Source organism: Bacillus sp. FSL E2-8900, from assembly GCF_037966225.1.
GTDB lineage: Bacteria > Bacillota > Bacilli > Bacillales > Bacillaceae_G > Bacillus_A > Bacillus_A cereus.
Genome location: NZ_CP150193.1, coordinates 2,563,227 through 2,583,258 on the forward strand (window position 1 = coordinate 2,563,227; position 20,032 = coordinate 2,583,258).

Consider the following 20,032-nt stretch of genomic DNA (forward strand, 5'->3'; position numbering starts at 1 on the left):
AATTAACTTCTTTATCATTATACTTAAAATACATCAGTAAATTGCAACATTAAAATTAAAATACCTAATCCCCATACGTAATACGCGAATACTTTTAAGGAGTGACGTTTTAAATATTGAATCATCCATGAAACAGCTATGTATCCAAAAAACGCTGCTGATAACGTTCCGACAATTAAAGATGTACTAGAAATAGATTCTGCTTTCCCTTGAAAAACGTCTATAAATTGCAAAATGATAGCTCCAACAATGGCTGGTGTCGATAGTAAAAAAGAAAAGTAAGCAGCAGTTTCACGGTCTAATTTTCTCCATAATGCAGCGACAATTGTCATTCCAGAACGGGAAATGGCTGGAAAAATAGCAGCAGCTTGAAATGAACCGATAATTAATGCGTCTTTATATGTTATGTCATCCATTTTTTTACGACCATTCTTTTGTTTATCTGCCGTGTAGAGAAAGAATCCGGTCACTAAAAACTCCCAACCGATCGTGATTCCTGTTTTTGAAATATCTTCAAAGAAATCTTTAAACAATAAACCAATTACAACTGCGGGTATTGTCCCAACGATAAGTAATAACATGAGCTTTGAAAATGGGTTTTTAATTAAATATATAAATTCTTTTTTGTAATAAATAAAAACCGCAAGTAAAGTCCCAATATGCAGCATCGTATCTAAAAATAAGCCAGCCTCATCTAATCGGAACAAATGCCTTCCTAAATAAAGATGTCCGGTACTACTGATTGGTAAAAATTCTGTTAAACCTTGAATTATACCTAGTATGAAAGCTTCTAACCAATTCATGATGGTCTCCTTTCTCTTTTGCTTGTACCAATATATGAGGGTTAAATTTTCGATATGAAAAAAACTATATTTCTCTATGAATTTACTTTTCATTTATGGATATATATGTAAAGAGGGTTAAGGAGGGTTATTATGTGGAAGCACACAAAATTCGGTAATGTATTACTTTGGGTGGGCCCTATCCTTGTATTTTTAGGACTATGTATGACAAATGTTATTTCAGATATTCCTTTCTTTGAGGGAAAACATAAAACGGTTGGTATTGTACTTATATTTATAGGTGTAATCTGTTTTGTTGCTGCTAATCATTTGAAAAAAGGAGAAAGATATGAAGAATAAATCTAAATAAAAAACAATCCTGGCATATTAGCTAGGATTGCTTTTTATTAATGTTGATTATTTGTAGAATACTTTATCAACGTTATATTTCGCTTTGTATTCATTAATGATATATGTTTCGTAAATTTCTCTTTCTGTTGGATCTTCTACGATACATGCATCAATGCGGTATACTTCATCACGGTGATTTTTAATTGGTGAAACATTATCTTCAAAATGCTTCTTAATACGTTGTCTAATTTTACGAGCTTTACCTACGAAAAGAAGTTCGTCATTAATATTGTAAAACATAAAAATGCCGCCTTTATCTCTAGGGAACAAGTGGAAATCGATAAATCCATTAATTGGAGTAATGATTGGCTCGTCTCCTTTAATAACTTGTTTACGTTCAGTAATTGAAACATCAGCTTCAGGAATATTAATTTTAATCAAGTTCATTCACGTCCTCTTTTATTATAAAGATAAATAATAGCATACATAAGTAAGAAAAGCTATGTTCAGAGGCATATTTCATTTTATAATTCAAATATTATAGGTGTATCATGTAAACTTTTCTTCCAAATCATATGATCACTGGATTCTCCCCAGTAATCTTTCAATACATAGCTAGGTTTTCCAAACTTTTTCATCCATATACTTTGCGCATTTTTATATCCACTATCTAAACAATATTCTGTTATCCCTCTGCTAAGTAATGTAAGAAACATTGTATGTAGTAATAAACTCCCTATTCCCTTTCTCTGATACTCCGGAAGTATGAATACAGTTCCTATTTCATACAAATTTTTAAGTACACCACCTGTACAACTATTAATCAATGTACTTGCTGGACCGATTTCGATTGTTCCAATGATTTTATCGTTACTTGTATCAATTGCTAATAAAAAGTAACGACTTTCTCCGTTACTATCAAAATCACTTTTCAAATACTGCTTTTTTGAGTTAATTTCATTTTCTATGTCATCTAATAATTGTGACAATCCTTCATTTTTGTATGTATTCGTAATAACTATACGGAAAAATAAATATAGTTCATCTATATCATTTAAATTCGGTCTTCTAACTGCAACGTTAGTCATGAATTCAATCTCCAATCCTCATTATGCCATTGTCAATACAACACTTTATATAATCTATTCATCATTATTCTGCAAAAACCTGCATAAATCCAACAGTATAGAAAACTCATTATAAATATTGATAAAATAATTTTTATATCCATAGTTGTATGAACAGCAGGACCAAGTACCGGAAAACGGAAAACATCGAGAACGATCATAATACCAATAAGTAGACAAGTTGCTGAAAAGGAAACAATCCAAATTCTCCTCTTTAATTTTAAAAAAGATACTCCTAAGGCTAGACCTAATAAGCCTGTAGTAAAAGGAAAGACAATTAGTTCACTGGGCTCAATAATAAATAATAGAAAAATAGTAAGAATATAAGAAAGTATTCCCTCACGAATAGAATAGAAAATAGCAAAAAAAATCGGTAATGTCGAAAATGGACTAATGAGCAAACCTATACCAGGAACTAAGTTCCCAGCTGCTTGAAACATGGTGGCCAATGCACTCATCAAAGCTGTAAGTACTAACTTATTCGCAAGGGACAATTTTCTTTTATGAACAAAACTCGTATCATGTTCTATCATCAGTTGATACCAATAACGTACAAACCGATTCATCAATATCTCCCCCTAAAGATGCCTCATTCATTACTTTCTATATTATTCATACAGTAGTGGTTTATGAGCTGCTTTCTACTTGTTATGAATTACTATATAATAAAAGACTTTTAGGGGGATAAATTGTGCGTTTTGAAACAAAATAAATTCCTTGGATTATTAAACTACGATTGTATATCGTATCAGGGAATAATTTCAAAAATGGTACCTTTGTTAAAATCAGTTACTTTCATAGAACTGTAAACTCCTAAATATAATTTAGTTTGATCCGAATTTGTTCCTAAACTCATATAATAAGCTGGTTGCGTACCAAAATCATAATTGGTTTCAATAGCATGAAAGTCAGCATGTTTACCATCTGTACCTGCTCTAGTATAGGCTAAAACACCCTTAATTGGAGACTGGGATTCTCCTTTCTTGGCAAGGTCAGTAAAAACAACGCTACCTGTTAAATTTGGAATTGCATTTCCCATATATGGCTGAACTCCTGTAAGTGAAGTTCCTCCAAACTTATCTGTTCTAGAATCTTTATGAAAATAACTAAGTAGAGGCAGAATACGCTTCACTGAAGTTTGTATTGTTTCATCATAATAAACCATCGTTCTCTCATCCAAAGTCTGATTCTCAGAACAATGTCGTATAAAAGAAGTAGGTAAATCCCCTTCCCATCCTCGCCACCCAAAATTGATAAACCCATCTTGATTGGGAGTTAACCTCATAAAATGCATTTGAACAAGTTCTGTTACCGGTATAGGTTTATATTGAACAAACGAAAAAATAGACTCTACAATATCTTGTCCGACATTTCCGGCGTATTTGATATATTGATTATAAAACCTTTGAAATGAAATGCCGGTTATATTACGTACTCCTTTCGCAATTACTGTAAGTGTTTCTTGTATAGATAAAGGAAGTTCATTAAAGCGTGTAACTACAGGAGGGTTATTTATAAATGTATTTTTACTTACATCGATTTCAATTATTTTTCCTGCTATTTCTAAATCATCTTGGCTTAAATTAAATGGATCATAACCTGATCCACCATCTCCATTTGTAAAAACAAGTTTTCCAGTCTCAGGTGAAAAGTTTAAACTATTGACTCCGTTATGATTAAAAAATGGTCTTCTTACATTCAGTAATGTTCGTCGCTTTTGAGCTTGACCATTAGATTGTAAAGTCCATTCTTCCACTGTATCAATGTGATCATATTGCGTATTTCTATTAACCCACTTCAAATTTAACGTTTTAGGGTCACAAGGATTCGGTTTAAATTGTTCAGAAAGTGCACCTGGTCCTTGAGTTCCGGCTACTGAATAATGAAGATAAAATAACCCATTTTGATAAAATTGTGGATGGAACGCAAGTCCTAGCAATCCGCGTTCATCATAACCGCTACTAGAAACACCTTCTTCAAATGTACCTAATTTAATAATTAGGTGACGAATATCTAAAAATGTCTTTATAACTCCGTCCCCTATGTAAAAAATCTCTCCTAATTGAGTTGCGATAAATAGTCTTTCGGTCGATTCACCTGGAAGTATCGTTGTTTTCAATACAGTTGGTAAATTTATATTATGAACAATGGGTCGTAAACTAACTTTAACTTTTGTCAATTAACTGTACACCCCTTTTTCTTCTTTTTTATAGAAGAATATGATTAGAGTAGTTCTGTTAGTATCAAATAAGTTTTCTTCCTTTTTATTACAATTTTGTATATAATATAATTATAAATAATCTGGGGGACGAACTATGATAATCGTACTACAAATCATCTTACCACTAATTTTCGCAGTCTATTTATTTACCCTCTATCGTAAAGGGACGTATGGATCAGCTTCATTCCTTTTAGCAGTCATGATAGGAATTTTCGGTTTAGAGAATATTTTTCAGCATGCTAGTCTAACTGATCATGCTATTTATCCATATTGGGGCAGTTTGAAGGCTGTTGTTATCGTTTTATCAGTCGTATTTCTATTTAAAAAAGGTGGTTTAACAGGAAAATATTGATTTTTAATGCGTTACATATTTTCTTGTTAAATTGCTTTTATTTTATAAAAGAAGAAATATTTATGTAAAAACACGAAGAGATGTGTTACATATGTCTATAAATATTATTTCAATAGTATCTATCATAATATGGATTGTGTTAATTACAGAACTTATAAAACCTTCAAAAGAACAGAATGGACGAAAAATAGTAACTTTAGTAACTGCTGGTTCCGCATCAACACTTATTTTGACGGTTTCATTTATTCAAAATATCCCGTTTTGGAATTGATAGTGATATAACTAACAAAAATATGTATAAATAAAAAGATTAGGATTCACTCCTAATCTTTTTATTTTTTGAGGTAACACCACATGCCCAGCAAGCTAAGGTCTTGGAGTAGCCCCTAAACAAAATTTGAAATTTTTCTAAAGTTATTTATGTGAATTTAACTCGTTTTCAGGAACATATGTGATCCTTTTACAATTTGAATTTCTTTTTAAGCTTCTTATATTTTCTATACGAACGTCTAACAATGTTTAACATAAAATACGGTACTTTAATAGGGAAAGGCAATTTATATATGAAAGGAAAATAAAAGGTGAAATATGCCTTTTCTAGGTCTCTCCACTTACTATCTTCTTTTGTTTTTAAGAAATCAGATACATCGACTACATATCCCCTTCCTTTTTCCATCATCACATTTTTCCCGTGAACATCACAAGGAGTTAATCCCTGTTCCCTCGCATACTCTAAAGCCTTATTGATATCAAGTATTACCTGCTTAGGAATTTTAATCCCCTTATGAATAGCATCGTATAAGGTAATTTCTTTTAAACGTTTCAATACTATGAAATTTTCTCCTTTATATATAAGCTTTGAATAAGAAGGATGATTTCCGATTCTTCGGTATACTTCTGACTCTTTTTCAATTCCTTCTCCTTCTCGCACGTAAACTTTCACTACCCAATCTTTGTATTCTTTGTGCATGAATACTGCGGCATAATTACCTGTTCCTAAACACTTCCAAAGTCTAGGAATATCTTTAACTACTACAGGCTCGAATTCATCCTCACTTCTGATACTTACCTCTTTTAATAATTCGTTATTTATCAATCCCACAAAACTATTTATACTCATCATTCCCACTCCGGTTTTGCTAAAAGGGGGCCCACCCACATTTTAACGAAAATATACACTAAGCGAATTTTAGCATAAAACGAGTCATCTTTCTTCCTAAAATAAAAAGCTAACTCGTTTTATTTGAACTGTTGAATACTTAATATTTATTCCGTTATTCATAGCCAAAAACCGTACGATATAAAAATATTTCTAACTATTTTCATTTTTTCAGAGGCAAGTGTATAGGGCTTTTCTTAGTACAAGTTCTGTTCGTTCATTACCCATGCCAAATCTATAAAACATTGTTTAGAAGTGTAGCAAGGGTTTGTTAATGGTTCAATTCTTCTTCCACAACTATTTTTGTTAGCAAAAACTTTTATTGTTTTAATAGTCTTTTGTTTAATTCCCACAATGCTGTTTTGTTGCTATCCCATTTCAAAAGCGTTACTGCTTCCTCAAAGCATAACCATTTATAATTAAAGTGTTCTTTAGATAATGATATGTTTTTTATAGGGACTTTAACTCCAAAAGAAAATTCTTTTATTACATAAACCTCTTCTCCCCAAAGGAATCCTCCAACTACATCCTCTACTGGTAGTGAAGACACAGAATCTAATTGTATATATGGACATTCTCTTGTAATACCAGCCTCTTCAAACGCTTCCCGTTTTGCTGATTCAATAGGAATCTCACCGTCTTCTCCGCCACCAGCTATTCCTTGCCAATAACCATAATCACTTCGGTTAAAAATGGCATATTGAATAGAATCGGCAGTTTTTATATAAGGAAATATCAATACTTGATATGACGCCCTCATTACTTAACCTCCTCTCGAAAATAAGTTTTAAATCAATATGAATAAAGAGCCGCCATCACAATTCTACATTATTAATGCAGGTTTATAATGTCGGCCCTCTATTTTTAAATAATTTTATTTTTCATAAACAGGCTTACTCTTAACAGAGGAAAAACTGATTATTTCTTGTCGAATTTGTTTAGCATGGTTTTTCCTAAATGTTAGCAGTACCCTATATTATTCAATTGCGCCAGCAACATCATAATCATTTAAATCTAATTCAATCGTTTTTCCGAGCGCTAGTTTAGCAAGTTCCGCTCCTAGATATGGACCAGCTGTTAAACCCGAAGCCCCTAATCCATTCGCAACGAGAATTCCTTCAAAGTTAGGTAGCGGTCCGATAACAGGTAAGAATCCTGGTGTAAATGGTCTGAATCCAACTCTCGTTTCAAGCATTGTAGCATTTTCTAAGCCAGGCGCAACTGTTAATGCCTTATGGAATACTTCATGTAAACCACCTGCTGTTACACGATGATCAAAACCAGTATCATTCTCATGTGTTGCACCAATTACGACATGCCCATTGTCAAACGTTAAAATATATTGATCGTTCGGTGGCATAACAACTGGCATATTTTCTGTTGCTGTATTCTCGATTTGCAGATGAACAATTTGTCCTTTTTGGAATGTAACTAAGAAATTAATTCCTAATGGTTTCAAGATTTCATTCGCCCATGCGCCTGCAGTTACAATAACCTTTTCTGCTAAAATTGTTTCATCGTTTACTGTAACTCCCGTAATATGATTTCCTTCACGGACTAATATAGCATCGCCTTTTATGAAAGTTGCACCATGTTTTTTCGCAGCACTTATTAATGCATTGCGTAATAATCTCCCATTTACTCGTGCAGCACCACTAATATGAACAGAACTATATTCGTCTGATAATGCTGGGAATAATTTTTTTGTTTCTTCAGCTGATAAGCGAGTGATTTCACCAATCTCCGGGGCATCTTCACGTCGTTTATAAGCTCGCTCTTCCATTTGATCTAACTTTTTCTCGTCAGTATGTAAACTAATTGCACCTACACGATTATATCCTGTGTCAGTTTCACCGTCTTCTTCTAATTGCTGAATTAACGAAGAATAGTAACGTGCACCGCCTTTAACAATTTTATACCATGCTTTATTACGACGCTGTGATAACCATGGACATACAATTCCTGCTCCTGCATCAGTTGCTTGCCCTAATTGTTGGCGATCCACGATAGTAACATTCGCACCTGTCTTAGCAAGATGATAAGCAGTAGACGCTCCTAAAATTCCAGATCCAACTACAATATACGATTTCATTTCAAACACCTTTTCTCTTTTGCTAATTATATAAATATAAGAACATTCCTTAGTATAATGGAAGGAATGCTTTTTCAATGTACTCATCACAATTAATTGTTGCAGCATTGTGACTTCCTTAATCATTATTTTTTCTTCTTACGGAATAATTCAATTGTTTTATAGCCTTGTGAAAGGATTTCTATCATTTTCTCTAGACGTTTTTCACGAGTTTTTTCTTGTTTCACAGAAAAAAGATTACGTGCCCAATCTTTTTGGTATCCAGGCGTTAAACTTTGATAAAACTTAAGTTCATTCGGATGATTAGCTAATAATGCTTCAACATCTTTAATTCGATCTGCATAATCGGCAACACATTGACTCATAGCAGATGTTTTCGTTATTTTTTTCTTTTCACGTTTTAAACCTACAACAGTAAAGACTTCATCCATACTTACCATTCGTGCAAATTTAATATCGCTTTCTCCCACATAACCATCTTCTCCAACGTTTAATGCCGGAAACATCTCATCACGGTGAATAAACGTACTATAACGAGCATTACCTTTTTTCGGATATGCGAAGAATAGGTAACCTTTTTCAATTAGTAATTCTTCATTACTAATAATAAAATTCGTTTGTTTCACCATTTCATCAAGCGTTTCTACAAATATAAAGATAGCATCGTGTTCTTTTGAGAATGCAGTTTCTTTACCTGTAAAAATGTCATAATCACTTGGTTCGTTAATAACGACCATATTTGTATACTTATTAAGTTTCAATTTATCAATAACTGACATAATAATCTTCCTTTACATTCAAAATTCATTGTACATACTTTTTCGTACTGTTCTAGTGTATTATATGTATTAAGAAAATCAAACTTTAAATCGTATTATTCTGCTGCAAAAGAACATAATTCTTTACTAGATGGGGTGGTTTTATGCCATATGTAATCCGAGATGAAGGGCTAGTTTTACAAGGGGATGATGGAAAAGAACCAATTTTTCATACATATGAAGAAGCTAAGGAAACATTAACTATACCGCAGTTTCCCAAACATATTAGAAGAAAACCATTTACACCAAAAATAATAAAGATAGCCGCTTCTGAATAAGAACCGGCTATCTTTATTATTCATAACTTAATAGCAAATAAAGTATATAAAAACTCTTTATATTGATCTTCTGTAATTTCACGCTTAGTTTTTTCCCCATGAATAATTTCGGTTAAACTTGTATTCGTTAATGAAATATGGCCAGAGTTCGTCAACTTTACTGCAATTGGTCCTTTATTAAAAATAGATTTCTCATCTTCTATCACTCTTCTTTGAACATCATTTACTACTATCTCATCAATAATATGTTTATAAAAAGCATGACAAACTTTCCATTCTCCAGTAGCATCTATTCTTTCTAAAACATAATTTCCTTTACTCGTATCTTTCCGTCTCACCCGGTACGAACCATTTTTTGAAGAAACCGACTCGCCAGTAAAAGGTACAGGAACAAGAGGTACTAACGAAGCTATACCTACATCAATTAAATACTGTACATTATCATAAGTTAAAATAATTGTTATATGGCCATCCTCAAGTGCCCATGTATTTATATCGTTTTTATACACCGTACCTAATGCCAGTTGTACATCATAGCCACAGTCTCTTAAGAAATAGTAAAAAAGAGTATTTAATTCGTAGCAAAGTCCACCACGGGAACTAGTTAAAATTTTCTCTCGTAAGTTTTCCAGAGAGATTTGATTCGTATTTCGTGCTATAACATCTAAATTCTCAAATGGTATAGTGTGTGCAAATGAAAAGAGTATAGTAGGTAATTCTTCAAACGTTACTTCATTACGTTTTTTAAGATTTAATCTTGTGAAAAGCTGATTTTGTAAACTTGTCATAATTAGCACCCCTTAAAAATTTATAAGTTTAAATAATATATGCTGATTGTAAATTTTAAGGGGCACTGTAACAATGTACATTTCATTTAACTGTACCGGTACAAAAATTACGATTCACGAGGTAAATTAATAGAAGGCGTCATTACAAATGTCTTTTCTGTAATTACTTCTTTTTGGGGCAAATCAAAAGCTATGAATATAAATTTAATAGTTTATCTATAGGCAAATTATTAATATCACTTAAATCAACAAAATAGTGAAGTTGCCACGTTTGGCTCCTTTTAGCTTGATTGCTAACAGTGGTATCCCAAACAGGATAAATTCTCATTGCCATTTTCCCTGTTTGACTTTGTGTTCTCAATATTTTTTCTTTAAGAAGAATCTCTTTAGGAAAAATAAATTGTCCTAGTTTGTTATCAGCAATACAAGTGATTACTAATAAATCAGGAGCAGCTTCATAAGAGAAAGCTCTATTTCGCATATTTTCATCTTTCTCCCAAAAAGAAACAAATTGACCAATTTTATTAGGAGTAACTTTTGATTTTCTAAAACGAATGGTTTTGTTATTTAAGTGGAATAAACATCCTGCATATTCTGCGTTTTGCTTTTCTTCTTTTAGATTCGTAATCATTAAATTGTTAGGTTTGTAAACTATATTGTTTAAATCTCGGATCGTATCATTAAAATTGTTCAAGAAAACTCCCCCTTTATTCACCTCTTAGTTTACCACAAACATCAGTTCTTCTATATCGTATATAATCATGAACTAAGTGAACTAAGTGAAATGGGGGAATTTAGCAGGATATAATTATTACTTTAATGTACTTAGTTTTTCAATTGCTTGTTGTTCAGTTGCTAAGTAAAAAATATCTTTTCCTTTATTACATTCATAAATAAAATCCTTTAAGCTTTTACTAGTATACATAGAGAAATCTCCAACAATAGCAATCTTTACCTTGTAGTTTATAAACTTTTGAAGGATATCGCCCGCAAGCCGTGTTTTTAGATCAAAGAAATCTTCACTTATTAAAGATTTATGGATAATAATATGTTTCGCATCTACCTCATATTGAACTGTTGCCATAGTATCTAATGCAGACTGAACATCCGATATTAATACCTTATCGTTCCTAATGACCGCAATATTGATTCCATCGATTACTACTTTCTTTATTTCCATAGTCTCACCCCTTTATAATTTACACAGTATAAGTAAAATTGTTTTACAAAACTTCGTATTAATCATAGATTAAATTAGCCTCAGCTATTAAAATGGCCTCTATTTTTTGTTGTAAATATATATTTTTTATTACTAATACGGTCAATGAAATTAATGATAGTTCCTCTTTTTTTATATTTTTGAATATATATATGGAATTACTTTTACTTGTTATAAAAATATTGTGGAGTAACATAACTTAACAAACTATCCAAAGTGTTAATCTCGGCATATGGTTGTATTTTGGTAGTATTCTTGATTTTCTGAGGGTTAAACCACACACCTTTTATATTTGCATTTTGAGGACCAGCAATATCCTTTTCTAAGTCATCCCCAACAAATAAAGTATTTTCCGTTTGTACATTTAGCTTATTTAATGCTAGTTCGAATATACGTTTATCAGGTTTACTAAATCCCACTTCTTCAGAAATAATGATTGTTTCAAAATACCTATTTAAATTCGTGTTAAATATTTTAGCTTTTTGCCTCTGAGTTGAGCCATTTGTTATAATTCCAACTTTACAGTGCTTCTTTATTTGATTTAAGAAATGAATAGGTCTATTGAAAAACATCTAGGGAAATTATTATTCCAAAAATCTTGGATGTAATTGCGTGGCAATCTATACCTTGGCGTGAATTCATCAAACAATGATTCTAAAACTGTCGTTTTATTACTTATGCCATATTCTCTTTTATCGTATTCTTTGAATTTCTGTAACATGTTGCTTTTAGCCGCACCATCTACATTTTCATAACACTTTTCTAAAACAATTAAAAATAATGCCTCTACTGCTTTATCCCTATCAAGTAATGTATCATCTAAATCAAACAGCATCGCTTTATAACCCATCAAATCATTTCACAACTTTTCTAGCATTATATAAATCTCTCCAAGTTTGTACCTTTAAACTTTTAGTTTAGCAAGAACATTGTTATGTAGTGATTAACGATTAAATAAAAACTAGATGAAAGAAATCCATAGTTCTTGGCACACACTCTAGTATTACAGTAGCTTCTTCTATATTGAAATTCCTTTTCCTCTTTTGGTAAAGAAGCAAAAGTATATTTTCGATAATTTTAAGAAACTACATACAATTCACGTTATTATACATTAGTTTTTCGTAAATATTAATCGTACATCAATTCATACGATAAGTTTTTTTAAGCAATTATTTCTCCATAAAAAAGGAATATAGCTAATAATACTTTTTGGTAGTAAACGTCCTATGAAGTTTACCACTGTATCTCCACATAAACTCCAGATTGTACGGCTATAATGACTACCAGAGGTGATATTATGAAAAATTATCATATCCTCGTGGTTGAGGACGATCAAGAAATTCAGGAATTAATTAAACAATTTTTAATGACACAGCAGTATACAGTGGTAGTCGCTTCAGATGGACTAGAGGGTATGACACAATTTAATAAGCAATCCTTTGATTTAATTCTTCTAGATGTCATGATGCCCAATCTTAATGGATTTGAAGTTTCTAAAATGATTCGAAGTCAGTCAAACGTACCAATTATTATGCTAACTGCGTTGGAAGAAGAAGAAGATCAAATGAAAGGATTCGATCTTGGGATCGATGATTATATAACAAAACCCTTTTCATTTCATGTTTTGATTAGACGAGTCGAAGCTGTACTTAGAAGAAGTTATGATAAAAATGTAAATAATCATTTGATATTTAAAGAAGTTCGTATCGATGTGGATGCATATAGAGTCTATGTAAATGATGTTGAAATTATATTAACGACAAAAGAGTTTGAAATTCTACAACTACTATTTCAAAATGAGAGAAAAGTACTTACAAGAGAAAATATCGTAGAGAAAGTTTGGGGTTACGATTATTTTGGAGAAACACGAATAATTGATACACATATTAAAAACCTACGCAAAAAATTAGCTATCCCTTATATTAAAACAATAAAGGGTATTGGTTATAAAATTGATGAATAGTATTGTGAAACTCATGAAAATGAAGCAAATCACTTATAAACTCTTTATGACTACATCTCTCATTTTGTTATCCTTTGCAGTATTGATTTATTTAACTTTATACTTCTTTCTCCCTACATTTTATGAGCAATATAAAACAGATCAACTTCAAACAGGGATAAACGAAATCATTGATAAGTCTAAAAATCTTACGTTTCAAGATGCGATACCACTTTTTGATGAATACGCAAAAAAAAATAATGCGATGCTTTATCTTCAAAATAAAGAAGGAGTAATTATTTACTCTCCTTCGTTTTCTTTTATTCAAAGTGGTACGCAAAAAACAGTAGTTACTAAAGCAACACGATTCGAGAATGCAAGTACCCTTAGCAATTCATATAACGTTACGAAACCAATTCAATTCCAAGATGGTAGTTTAACGCTTATAGTCTTTGCTACATTTCAACCGATTGATGAAGCTTCACAGGTTTTAGTCCGCTTTCTCCCCTATATTAGTATCATTGTACTCGTAATTGGTATAGGGAGTGCTTATTTTTATTCCAGGTTTATTACAAAGCCACTTATTTATATTAATGAAGGTGCACAAAAGATGGCAAATTTAGATTTCTCCGAAAAAATTGAGGTTCGCTCTACAGATGAGTTAGGAGAATTGTCTAATAGTTTGAATGACATGTCTATTAACTTACAACAAGCTATGTTTGATTTAAAAAAAGCAAATGAACAATTAAAAAATGATATTGAAAAAGAAAGAGAAATAGAAACAAAACGCAGAGAGTTTTTTGCGATTGTAGCACATGAATTAAAGTCCCCTCTTACTGTAATGAAAGGCTACTTAGAAGGGATGATTTACAATATTGGCCCTTATCAAAATCGCGATCAATATTTAAAGAAAAATCATCAAATTATTGAAAGTATGGAACAATTAGTTCGTGAAATTTTAAGCGTATCGAAATTAGAACAACACACCTTCAAACTAAAAGTAGAGGAAGTTAATCCTTCAAAGTTAATAGGTACAATCACAAAAGATCTCGAATTTTTTGCTTCTCAAAAAAGCATCGAAATAATAAAAGAAATTGATTCTGACCTTTCTATTTATACAGATTGTGCTCTTTTAGAAAAAGCATGTAAAAATATTATTCACAATGCGGTTATGTATTCACCACATAATGAAAAAGTCTATATAAAGTTAAGTGAGGATTCGAAACAAGGTCAAATCGAAATGCAAATTATAAATACAGGTGTCAATATTAAAGACGAAGATTTACAACAAATTTTCAAACCATTTTATCGAATTGAAAAATCAAGAAATCGAAATACTGGAGGAAGTGGTTTGGGGTTATATATTGTTAAACAAATTCTTGAAACGCTAGATATAAAGTATTCAATAAAAAATATGGAACATAGTGTACAATTTCGCATGAGCATTCCATTATCTAAACACAAAAACAAACAAACTCTCCTTTAAATAGGACGAGTTTGTTTGTTTTTGTAGTAAATATAAACTTATTAACAGGTTTTTCACTTAATGGACAAATGCTGCTTCTTAAATGGCGATTATCATAAGTAGTGACAAACTGTATTCAATTTACATATTTATCTTCTACTATAACAGCAAAAAAACGAAATTCCGCATAGCGCAAATTAGATTCTCTTATTTGAGATGCATTTCATCTATGAAACTAAAAAGGAGGATGAAAAATGCATATTTGCCTCCATTTTTCAGATTAATTTGGAATTCTTTTATGATAAGCTATATGTAAAGATTAAACATAAAGGATGATTCGTATGCAAATAAGACCACAAGTAAGTGAATATAGCTCCTATTATGCAACGTATACCAACTTGGTATCAGACGGAAATATCATACATATTCTAGAACAACAAATGAAGGAAACGAATCTCTTATTAAAGGAAATTTCTGATAGTGAGGGACTTTTCCGGTATGCTCCTACTAAATGGAGTATAAAAGAAGTAATGGGTCATATAGCAGATACAGAACGGATTATGGCGTATCGATTGCTATCTATCGCTCGAGGCGAGACAGCAGAACTTCCAGGCTATAATGATGATATGTATGTTCTTAGAGCTGCTTTTGATAAGCAATCTATGCAAAATCTTCTTGAGAATTTAATTGTTGTTCGCCAATCTACCCTGTGTTTACTTAGAAGCTTAGATAAAGAAGCTTGGTCACAAAGAGGAAATGCGAATAATTCTGAAGTTACAGTTCGTGCATTAGCATACATCATTGCTGGTCATGAGCTTCATCATCTTCAAATTATAAAAGAACGTTACCTTGGTTCTGATGTATATCCAGCAACTTAATATTTGAAGAAAAAGATTCCTATTTATGTAGGGCTCTTTTTCAGAATTTATAACGGATTAGCGCTTAGAACCATGGCAATTAAATGTCTTTATTTATAAAATTCACCACATAATATATATGTTATCCCCTCTTATTCTGTACATAATTTTCTTTAGGCTGATATACTATAAACACAATAGTTCTGGAAAGGTGATGATATTATGTATGAACAACAAAATAATAGAGATAGAGATCAAAAAATGATGTTTTCTATGCAAGGAGTTCCCACAAATAAAATTAACATGAATCAATTACCTAAATGGATTAGAATTTTTGGCTATTGCGCGTTTGGTTGGATGATAGTATTTAGTTTAATTATGATTGTAGGTTTAATTCTGCAATAACTATACAGATACATAGGGAAACGGGACAGCATTTAGATCATACATCTAGGTAATGTCCCGTTTTTTATGTGTAATTATCCCATGATATAGGTAACCAATTATAATAAAAAGAACTTGTAGGATATTCTACAAGTTCTTTTTCAAATATTATTAAAACGGGAACGACAAACTATTTTAACATTCAGTACAGGGAGACCATTTTGATTATGGCTTGATTTTATTATAAATCAAATATAAGCTTTTGAAAGGTCTAGTTTTTGAAAAATATGTGAATTAAACAGCTACGATGTTTATGTTAGATTTCATTTATGACTAACTTCTTCTTACTTAAATACACTGCACGATCTGATTTTTTAGCAACCTCCTGTGAGTGCGTCACAACAATAATGCATTTATTCTCTTTATGTGCAAGTTCTTGAAACAGTTCTATTATATCCATTGCGGTTTCCTCGTCAAGATTTCCTGTCGGCTCATCTGCAATTAGTAAATCAACATTACAAGATAGTGCTCGAGCGATTGCTACACGCTGTTGTTGCCCGCCACTTAGTTGCAGGACGTTTCGTTTCGCTTCAGCTTCTGAGAGTCCTACCCTCTCTAATAATTCTAATGCTCTTGCTGTTTTATTTTGCACTTTAACACCTGTAATTTCCATTGCTGTTAAGACATTTTGAAGAGCGGTCATATAGGTAATTAAGTTATAAGATTGGAAAATTACAGATACATTTTGATTACGGTATCGATCCAAACCAATTTTTCTAATATCTTTGCCATTATACAGTACATAACCATTTTTAGGGACATCCAGTCCACAACCTAAGCTCAGAGTTGTGGTTTTACCAGATCCAGATGGCCCTAAAATCGTGTAGAAATGTCCTTTTTGAAAAGAAAAGTTAACATTATCTAGTATCGCTACATTTTTCCCATTACTTTCATAATAATAATCCAAATTTTTAAACTGTAAAATCGTCTCCATATCGAGCCTCCTCATTCATCTTTTAAAAGAATTTGTTTTGGGTTTAAACGTAGAATAGATAATGCTGGAAGAAGCGTTGCTATTATAGCAATAGCTAGTCCAATTCCACCCATTTTTCCTACATCTTCTCCTGTTACACTTACATCAATTTTATCGATTGGATCTTCTTTTTGATTTTGTAGAGTACCACCGGGTCCAACCATCATTACAGTACCATGTTGCGAGGTATCTGTTTCTTCGCTTGCAGTAGCAATTTCATTCGAAAGTAAATTATCCCCGATATATTGAGAAACTTTAGCTCCTGTTGTTATGGATAATCCAAATGCTAAAATAGCGACACACACTACTTCTACTACGAATTGCGCCATCAGTTTCCACTTTTTCTCTCCAATAGACAATAGAATTCCCATTTCTTTACGACGCCCTTTAATTGATAGCATAATGATTAATCCTAAAATGATCGCACCTGCAATCGATACAATATAAATGATCATTTGAGAAGTCGAAGAGATATTTTCGATAGGACCAATCATTTGCTTGTACAATGAATCATGCGCATCTAATTTATAATAATTAAAATCAATATTAGATTTTTTTGCTTCTTTTTTAAATGCATCAATATATTGTGGATCATTCAAGAAATACACGACTTGAACACTACTTATACCTTGGTCTACTTCTAATTTTTTCATAGTTGAATGCGGCATATATAGTTTATTAGCTGGATCCATAATAGGAGGAGCCTGTTGACCCATTCCTTGCTCATTTGTTTCGTAAATACCGATAATTTCAACCTCAAGGGTTTCCTTCTTATCCCCTGATTGCACTTTAACTTTGTCTCCTACTTTCAAATTGTTTAATTCCGCTAATCGTTTTTCCATTAAAGCTACATTCTGATCCTTCATTTGCTCTGTAATTGGTTTTCCATCAATGATTTTACTTTTTCCGTTTTTAAAGCTTTCTTGTAATGCAGTCTTGCGAACTCCCTCAATCATAAAAGAAGCATTCATATCTATTTCTGTACCAGAGCTTGAACCGCCTCGCGCAGCCGTCATTCCCACTTTACCTTTTCCTTCTTCTTCTCCTTCTGAAGCTCCTACTAGTTTAAGCCCATCAGAAATACCGAAAGTGTTAGCTATGTAATTATAATCTTTTACATACTTGGACTTCGCTAATTGATCTGTTTCTTTTGCATCGAGCTGCGGCGGATTTGGCATTTCTCCAGTTTCCTTAGCTTTTTGACCTATTTTGTCGAAATCAAGACCTAAAGTAACATCTGCACCAAGTTTTTTTCTTGCAGCGTCCGCTGCTTTTTTTGATGCATTTTGGATTGTGAAACCTGAAAGAACCAAATTTGTAACAATCAGAAAAACTGCCATCAAAATTAATGATGTTCCTATCCTTTTTTTCATACTGAGAATTGCTCGTTTCATAAAATTCATTTTTCTTACCTCCTTGATAACTTGTATTCTATATAGGTTATCTAGAGTTTATATGGAGCTAATCGGTAGTTTAACTAGAGATATAAGGAGTTTATGTGTAGTTATTTACCTGTTCCAGAAAAACTAGAACACAAATTCAAAAATGCAGTCGTTTTTGAATATTGGTAAGGAGTTATTCCGTTTAATAAATTTATATAAAGGTTAAGATTAATTTAATATATGTAGCACAAAAAATATTTACTGTGTAATTTCTATACAATAAATATAGAGAAACCTATTTGGATATCTATAATAGGGATTTTAATATAGTTACTGTATCTCATACAAATCACGTCGCTTTAAAAGGTGCATCTTTTAATACGAAAATAAGCAAGTTAATATTCTCTTATATGAATAAGAATATTAACTTGCTTTTTAGATTTTAGTATAATATATTTATAGTTTTATTTTATTGCAAGCTTTATAATATGATATACAAATTTATCACCTACTATTAGGAAAAGAGAATATTTTATAATTAATTTACAACATAAATTTTGTCCAGGTTTTAAACAATATGTATTTTGGAGGAGGTTAATTTGATTTTTTCAAAACTCATTGATCGGTACGCCTTATATGATTTACACAAAAAAAGAAGTGTAGCGTTTCAGTATACTTCCCTATCTAACACTTCATTAAATATAAAGGACATAGAATCTTTTTATAAAGTAAAACCATCCTATATTCATTTTGACATTAAGCATTCAAAACAGGAAAAGGAATACATGGTTGGGCAATTCAAATATAAAAGCTCGGTTCAATCCGGTGATTCACGCAACGACTCTGTAACTGGGGAATTATTCTTACATAAAAATGAAAATGCACCTCATGTTATCTTTGTTCACGGTTGGAGAATGGATTCTAACGAACGTGTGAAAAAAATATTCCACGATCATATGACCAGCCTGAAGTGGAATATGTATTATTTCACTCTACCCTATCATTTTGAAAGAAAACCCGATCAATCCTTATTCAGTGGAGAGTATATGGTAAGTGCAAATATTGAACGAACATTACAAGCAACTAGACAAGCGGTAGCTGATTTACGAGCTTTGATTAAATGGATTAAAGCAAATAAAAAGGGGCCCCTGATTCTAATAGGAATTAGTTTAGGCGGATTTATTACTAACTTAACCTCTCTTGTTGAAGAAGAAATTGATGTGTTAGCATCCATTTTCTATGCAAATCGACTTTCTTATTCGATTTGGAATACAACTCCAGGTAAATTTATTAGAGAAGACTTGGAACATCATGGTGTTACGTATGATGATTTAATAGATTATTGGAAAATCACTGAACCGAGTCAAGCATTGCCAAAAGTAAAAAAAGAAAATATTTTATTAATTTCAGGTAAGCATGATCTATATGTGCATTCTGAGGATACAGACTACTTGTGGGAATCTTGGGAAAGACCTCCACGATATATTTATACATGCGGGCATGCCGGGATCGTTCTTAAACGTAAAAAAATTGCAACTGATACTATTGATTTTATTCAAAATCGATTGAACTCCCCACACTTATCCAATGTCATGCCTTAAATCGCGAGATTACTAAGTACAAAATCTTATACTTGTATTGTTATATTTTTTACTAGTCACCTTTGTAAATCTTAGCCCCAAGCCTTACACGATTGAAAATGAAATAAAATAAATAACTAAGGAACTAATTTACCATATGGAAAAACATTGCTCAGCATTTTCACCAGTGGTCCCTGTATAT

The 20,032-nt window shown here is 31.9% G+C and carries 23 protein-coding genes and 1 pseudogene; 9 read left to right on the plus strand and 15 right to left on the minus strand.

Annotated features, from left to right (window positions below):
* Positions 1-23 precede the first annotated feature (23 nt).
* Complete coding sequence (locus NST90_RS13100) at positions 24-803, minus strand: undecaprenyl-diphosphate phosphatase (protein ID WP_001104303.1); 780 nt, start codon at positions 801-803, stop codon at positions 24-26.
* A gap of 132 nt (positions 804-935) precedes the next feature.
* Between NST90_RS13100 and NST90_RS13105 the strand changes: the two genes are divergently transcribed.
* A complete protein-coding gene (locus NST90_RS13105; protein WP_000265477.1) occupies positions 936-1,142 on the plus strand; it encodes a hypothetical protein in 207 nt (68 codons plus the stop codon).
* Between the two features lie 57 nt (positions 1,143-1,199).
* Here the strand turns inward: NST90_RS13105 and NST90_RS13110 are convergent, their stop codons facing one another.
* The 4 genes from NST90_RS13110 to NST90_RS13125 all read right to left on the minus strand — a co-directional run bounded on the left by NST90_RS13110 (position 1,200) and on the right by NST90_RS13125 (position 4,439).
* A complete protein-coding gene (locus NST90_RS13110; RefSeq protein WP_001048941.1) occupies positions 1,200-1,580 on the minus strand; it encodes a nucleotide excision repair endonuclease in 381 nt (126 codons plus the stop codon).
* A 77-nt stretch (positions 1,581-1,657) separates the two neighbouring features.
* Entirely contained in the window at positions 1,658-2,221 is a 564-nt protein-coding gene (locus NST90_RS13115; RefSeq protein WP_006929726.1) for a GNAT family N-acetyltransferase, read from the minus strand.
* Positions 2,222-2,253: 32 nt separating this feature from the next.
* Positions 2,254-2,826, minus strand: a complete 573-nt coding sequence (locus NST90_RS13120) for a hypothetical protein (RefSeq protein ID WP_001079232.1) — start codon at positions 2,824-2,826, stop codon at positions 2,254-2,256.
* Between the two features lie 182 nt (positions 2,827-3,008).
* Positions 3,009-4,439 carry a PQQ-dependent sugar dehydrogenase gene (locus NST90_RS13125; protein WP_046392777.1) on the minus strand — a complete coding sequence of 477 codons (1,431 nt, stop codon included), beginning with the start codon at positions 4,437-4,439 and terminating at the stop codon, positions 3,009-3,011.
* Positions 4,440-4,575: 136 nt separating this feature from the next.
* Here NST90_RS13125 and NST90_RS13130 point away from each other — a divergent pair, with 136 nt between their 5' ends.
* Positions 4,576-4,833 (plus strand): hypothetical protein, encoded by a 258-nt coding sequence (locus NST90_RS13130; protein ID WP_000587704.1) that lies wholly within the window; start codon positions 4,576-4,578, stop codon positions 4,831-4,833.
* Positions 4,834-4,924: 91 nt separating this feature from the next.
* Complete coding sequence (locus NST90_RS13135; protein WP_000026325.1) at positions 4,925-5,104, plus strand: hypothetical protein; 180 nt, start codon at positions 4,925-4,927, stop codon at positions 5,102-5,104.
* 189 nt (positions 5,105-5,293) lie between these two features.
* On the opposite strand, the gene NST90_RS13140 is transcribed toward NST90_RS13135, so the two are convergent.
* The 4 genes from NST90_RS13140 to NST90_RS13155 form a co-directional block, all read right to left on the minus strand.
* Positions 5,294-5,956, minus strand: a complete 663-nt coding sequence (locus NST90_RS13140; RefSeq protein ID WP_006929730.1) for a serine/threonine protein kinase — start codon at positions 5,954-5,956, stop codon at positions 5,294-5,296.
* A gap of 355 nt (positions 5,957-6,311) precedes the next feature.
* Complete coding sequence (locus NST90_RS13145; protein WP_001202788.1) at positions 6,312-6,752, minus strand: NUDIX pyrophosphatase; 441 nt, start codon at positions 6,750-6,752, stop codon at positions 6,312-6,314.
* Between the two features lie 216 nt (positions 6,753-6,968).
* On the minus strand, positions 6,969-8,084 hold the full coding sequence (locus NST90_RS13150) for an FAD-binding oxidoreductase (protein WP_000844396.1): 1,116 nt from the start codon (positions 8,082-8,084) through the stop codon (positions 6,969-6,971).
* Positions 8,085-8,209: 125 nt separating this feature from the next.
* On the minus strand, positions 8,210-8,863 hold the full coding sequence (locus NST90_RS13155) for a YdeI/OmpD-associated family protein (protein WP_046392778.1): 654 nt from the start codon (positions 8,861-8,863) through the stop codon (positions 8,210-8,212).
* Between the two features lie 143 nt (positions 8,864-9,006).
* On the opposite strand from NST90_RS13155, the gene NST90_RS13160 reads away from it, so the two are divergent.
* Entirely contained in the window at positions 9,007-9,180 is a 174-nt protein-coding gene (locus NST90_RS13160) for a hypothetical protein (RefSeq protein ID WP_162840094.1), read from the plus strand.
* Positions 9,181-9,200: 20 nt separating this feature from the next.
* Here the strand turns inward: NST90_RS13160 and NST90_RS13165 are convergent, their stop codons facing one another.
* The 4 genes and pseudogenes from NST90_RS13165 to NST90_RS13180 all read right to left on the minus strand — a co-directional run bounded on the left by NST90_RS13165 (position 9,201) and on the right by NST90_RS13180 (position 12,037).
* Positions 9,201-9,968, minus strand: a complete 768-nt coding sequence (locus NST90_RS13165; RefSeq protein ID WP_046392779.1) for an arylamine N-acetyltransferase — start codon at positions 9,966-9,968, stop codon at positions 9,201-9,203.
* A 190-nt stretch (positions 9,969-10,158) separates the two neighbouring features.
* Entirely contained in the window at positions 10,159-10,662 is a 504-nt protein-coding gene (locus NST90_RS13170) for a mep operon protein MepB (RefSeq protein ID WP_001058767.1), read from the minus strand.
* A 117-nt stretch (positions 10,663-10,779) separates the two neighbouring features.
* On the minus strand, positions 10,780-11,148 hold the full coding sequence (locus NST90_RS13175; RefSeq protein WP_000403462.1) for a DUF4180 domain-containing protein: 369 nt from the start codon (positions 11,146-11,148) through the stop codon (positions 10,780-10,782).
* Between the two features lie 203 nt (positions 11,149-11,351).
* Positions 11,352-12,037: pseudogene (locus NST90_RS13180) on the minus strand (HAD-IA family hydrolase).
* Positions 12,038-12,484: 447 nt separating this feature from the next.
* Here NST90_RS13180 and NST90_RS13185 point away from each other — a divergent pair.
* The 4 genes from NST90_RS13185 to NST90_RS13200 all read left to right on the plus strand — a co-directional run bounded on the left by NST90_RS13185 (position 12,485) and on the right by NST90_RS13200 (position 15,856).
* Positions 12,485-13,150 carry a response regulator transcription factor gene (locus NST90_RS13185; RefSeq protein ID WP_000800739.1) on the plus strand — a complete coding sequence of 222 codons (666 nt, stop codon included), beginning with the start codon at positions 12,485-12,487 and terminating at the stop codon, positions 13,148-13,150.
* 13 nt (positions 13,151-13,163) lie between these two features.
* Complete coding sequence (locus NST90_RS13190; protein WP_002024224.1) at positions 13,164-14,615, plus strand: HAMP domain-containing sensor histidine kinase; 1,452 nt, start codon at positions 13,164-13,166, stop codon at positions 14,613-14,615.
* Between the two features lie 320 nt (positions 14,616-14,935).
* Positions 14,936-15,472, plus strand: coding sequence for a DinB family protein (locus NST90_RS13195; protein ID WP_046392780.1), 537 nt, complete (start codon positions 14,936-14,938; stop codon positions 15,470-15,472).
* A gap of 201 nt (positions 15,473-15,673) precedes the next feature.
* On the plus strand, positions 15,674-15,856 hold the full coding sequence (locus NST90_RS13200) for a hypothetical protein (RefSeq protein ID WP_000273238.1): 183 nt from the start codon (positions 15,674-15,676) through the stop codon (positions 15,854-15,856).
* A 295-nt stretch (positions 15,857-16,151) separates the two neighbouring features.
* On the opposite strand, the gene NST90_RS13205 is transcribed toward NST90_RS13200, so the two are convergent.
* Together NST90_RS13205 and NST90_RS13210 are read right to left on the minus strand one after the other, a co-directional pair.
* Positions 16,152-16,829, minus strand: a complete 678-nt coding sequence (locus NST90_RS13205) for an ABC transporter ATP-binding protein (protein ID WP_000447851.1) — start codon at positions 16,827-16,829, stop codon at positions 16,152-16,154.
* Between the two features lie 11 nt (positions 16,830-16,840).
* Positions 16,841-18,271, minus strand: a complete 1,431-nt coding sequence (locus NST90_RS13210; protein ID WP_046392781.1) for an ABC transporter permease — start codon at positions 18,269-18,271, stop codon at positions 16,841-16,843.
* Between the two features lie 578 nt (positions 18,272-18,849).
* On the opposite strand from NST90_RS13210, the gene NST90_RS13215 reads away from it, so the two are divergent.
* Positions 18,850-19,851 (plus strand): alpha/beta hydrolase family protein, encoded by a 1,002-nt coding sequence (locus tag NST90_RS13215; protein WP_000577718.1) that lies wholly within the window; start codon positions 18,850-18,852, stop codon positions 19,849-19,851.
* Positions 19,852-20,032 lie beyond the last annotated feature (181 nt).

Excerpts from the sequence above, each read along its gene's own strand:
- NST90_RS13160 (WP_162840094.1), top strand. The coding sequence starts at position 9,007 with ATGCCATATGTAATCCGAGATGAAGGGCTAGTTTTACAAGGGGATGAT.
- NST90_RS13200 (WP_000273238.1), top strand. The coding sequence starts at position 15,674 with ATGTATGAACAACAAAATAATAGAGATAGAGATCAAAAAATGATGTTT.
- NST90_RS13140 (WP_006929730.1), bottom strand. The coding sequence starts at position 5,956 with ATGATGAGTATAAATAGTTTTGTGGGATTGATAAATAACGAATTATTA.
- NST90_RS13110 (WP_001048941.1), bottom strand. The coding sequence starts at position 1,580 with ATGAACTTGATTAAAATTAATATTCCTGAAGCTGATGTTTCAATTACT.
- NST90_RS13120 (WP_001079232.1), bottom strand. The coding sequence starts at position 2,826 with ATGAATCGGTTTGTACGTTATTGGTATCAACTGATGATAGAACATGAT.
- NST90_RS13145 (WP_001202788.1), bottom strand. The coding sequence starts at position 6,752 with ATGAGGGCGTCATATCAAGTATTGATATTTCCTTATATAAAAACTGCC.
- NST90_RS13165 (WP_046392779.1), bottom strand. The coding sequence starts at position 9,968 with ATGACAAGTTTACAAAATCAGCTTTTCACAAGATTAAATCTTAAAAAA.
- NST90_RS13190 (WP_002024224.1), top strand. The coding sequence starts at position 13,164 with ATGAAAATGAAGCAAATCACTTATAAACTCTTTATGACTACATCTCTC.
- NST90_RS13155 (WP_046392778.1), bottom strand. The coding sequence starts at position 8,863 with ATGTCAGTTATTGATAAATTGAAACTTAATAAGTATACAAATATGGTC.
- NST90_RS13150 (WP_000844396.1), bottom strand. The coding sequence starts at position 8,084 with ATGAAATCGTATATTGTAGTTGGATCTGGAATTTTAGGAGCGTCTACT.
- NST90_RS13195 (WP_046392780.1), top strand. The coding sequence starts at position 14,936 with ATGCAAATAAGACCACAAGTAAGTGAATATAGCTCCTATTATGCAACG.
- NST90_RS13135 (WP_000026325.1), top strand. The coding sequence starts at position 4,925 with ATGTCTATAAATATTATTTCAATAGTATCTATCATAATATGGATTGTG.
- NST90_RS13105 (WP_000265477.1), top strand. The coding sequence starts at position 936 with ATGTGGAAGCACACAAAATTCGGTAATGTATTACTTTGGGTGGGCCCT.
- NST90_RS13185 (WP_000800739.1), top strand. The coding sequence starts at position 12,485 with ATGAAAAATTATCATATCCTCGTGGTTGAGGACGATCAAGAAATTCAG.
- NST90_RS13175 (WP_000403462.1), bottom strand. The coding sequence starts at position 11,148 with ATGGAAATAAAGAAAGTAGTAATCGATGGAATCAATATTGCGGTCATT.
- NST90_RS13130 (WP_000587704.1), top strand. The coding sequence starts at position 4,576 with ATGATAATCGTACTACAAATCATCTTACCACTAATTTTCGCAGTCTAT.
- NST90_RS13115 (WP_006929726.1), bottom strand. The coding sequence starts at position 2,221 with ATGACTAACGTTGCAGTTAGAAGACCGAATTTAAATGATATAGATGAA.
- NST90_RS13205 (WP_000447851.1), bottom strand. The coding sequence starts at position 16,829 with ATGGAGACGATTTTACAGTTTAAAAATTTGGATTATTATTATGAAAGT.
- NST90_RS13100 (WP_001104303.1), bottom strand. The coding sequence starts at position 803 with ATGAATTGGTTAGAAGCTTTCATACTAGGTATAATTCAAGGTTTAACA.
- NST90_RS13210 (WP_046392781.1), bottom strand. The coding sequence starts at position 18,271 with ATGAATTTTATGAAACGAGCAATTCTCAGTATGAAAAAAAGGATAGGA.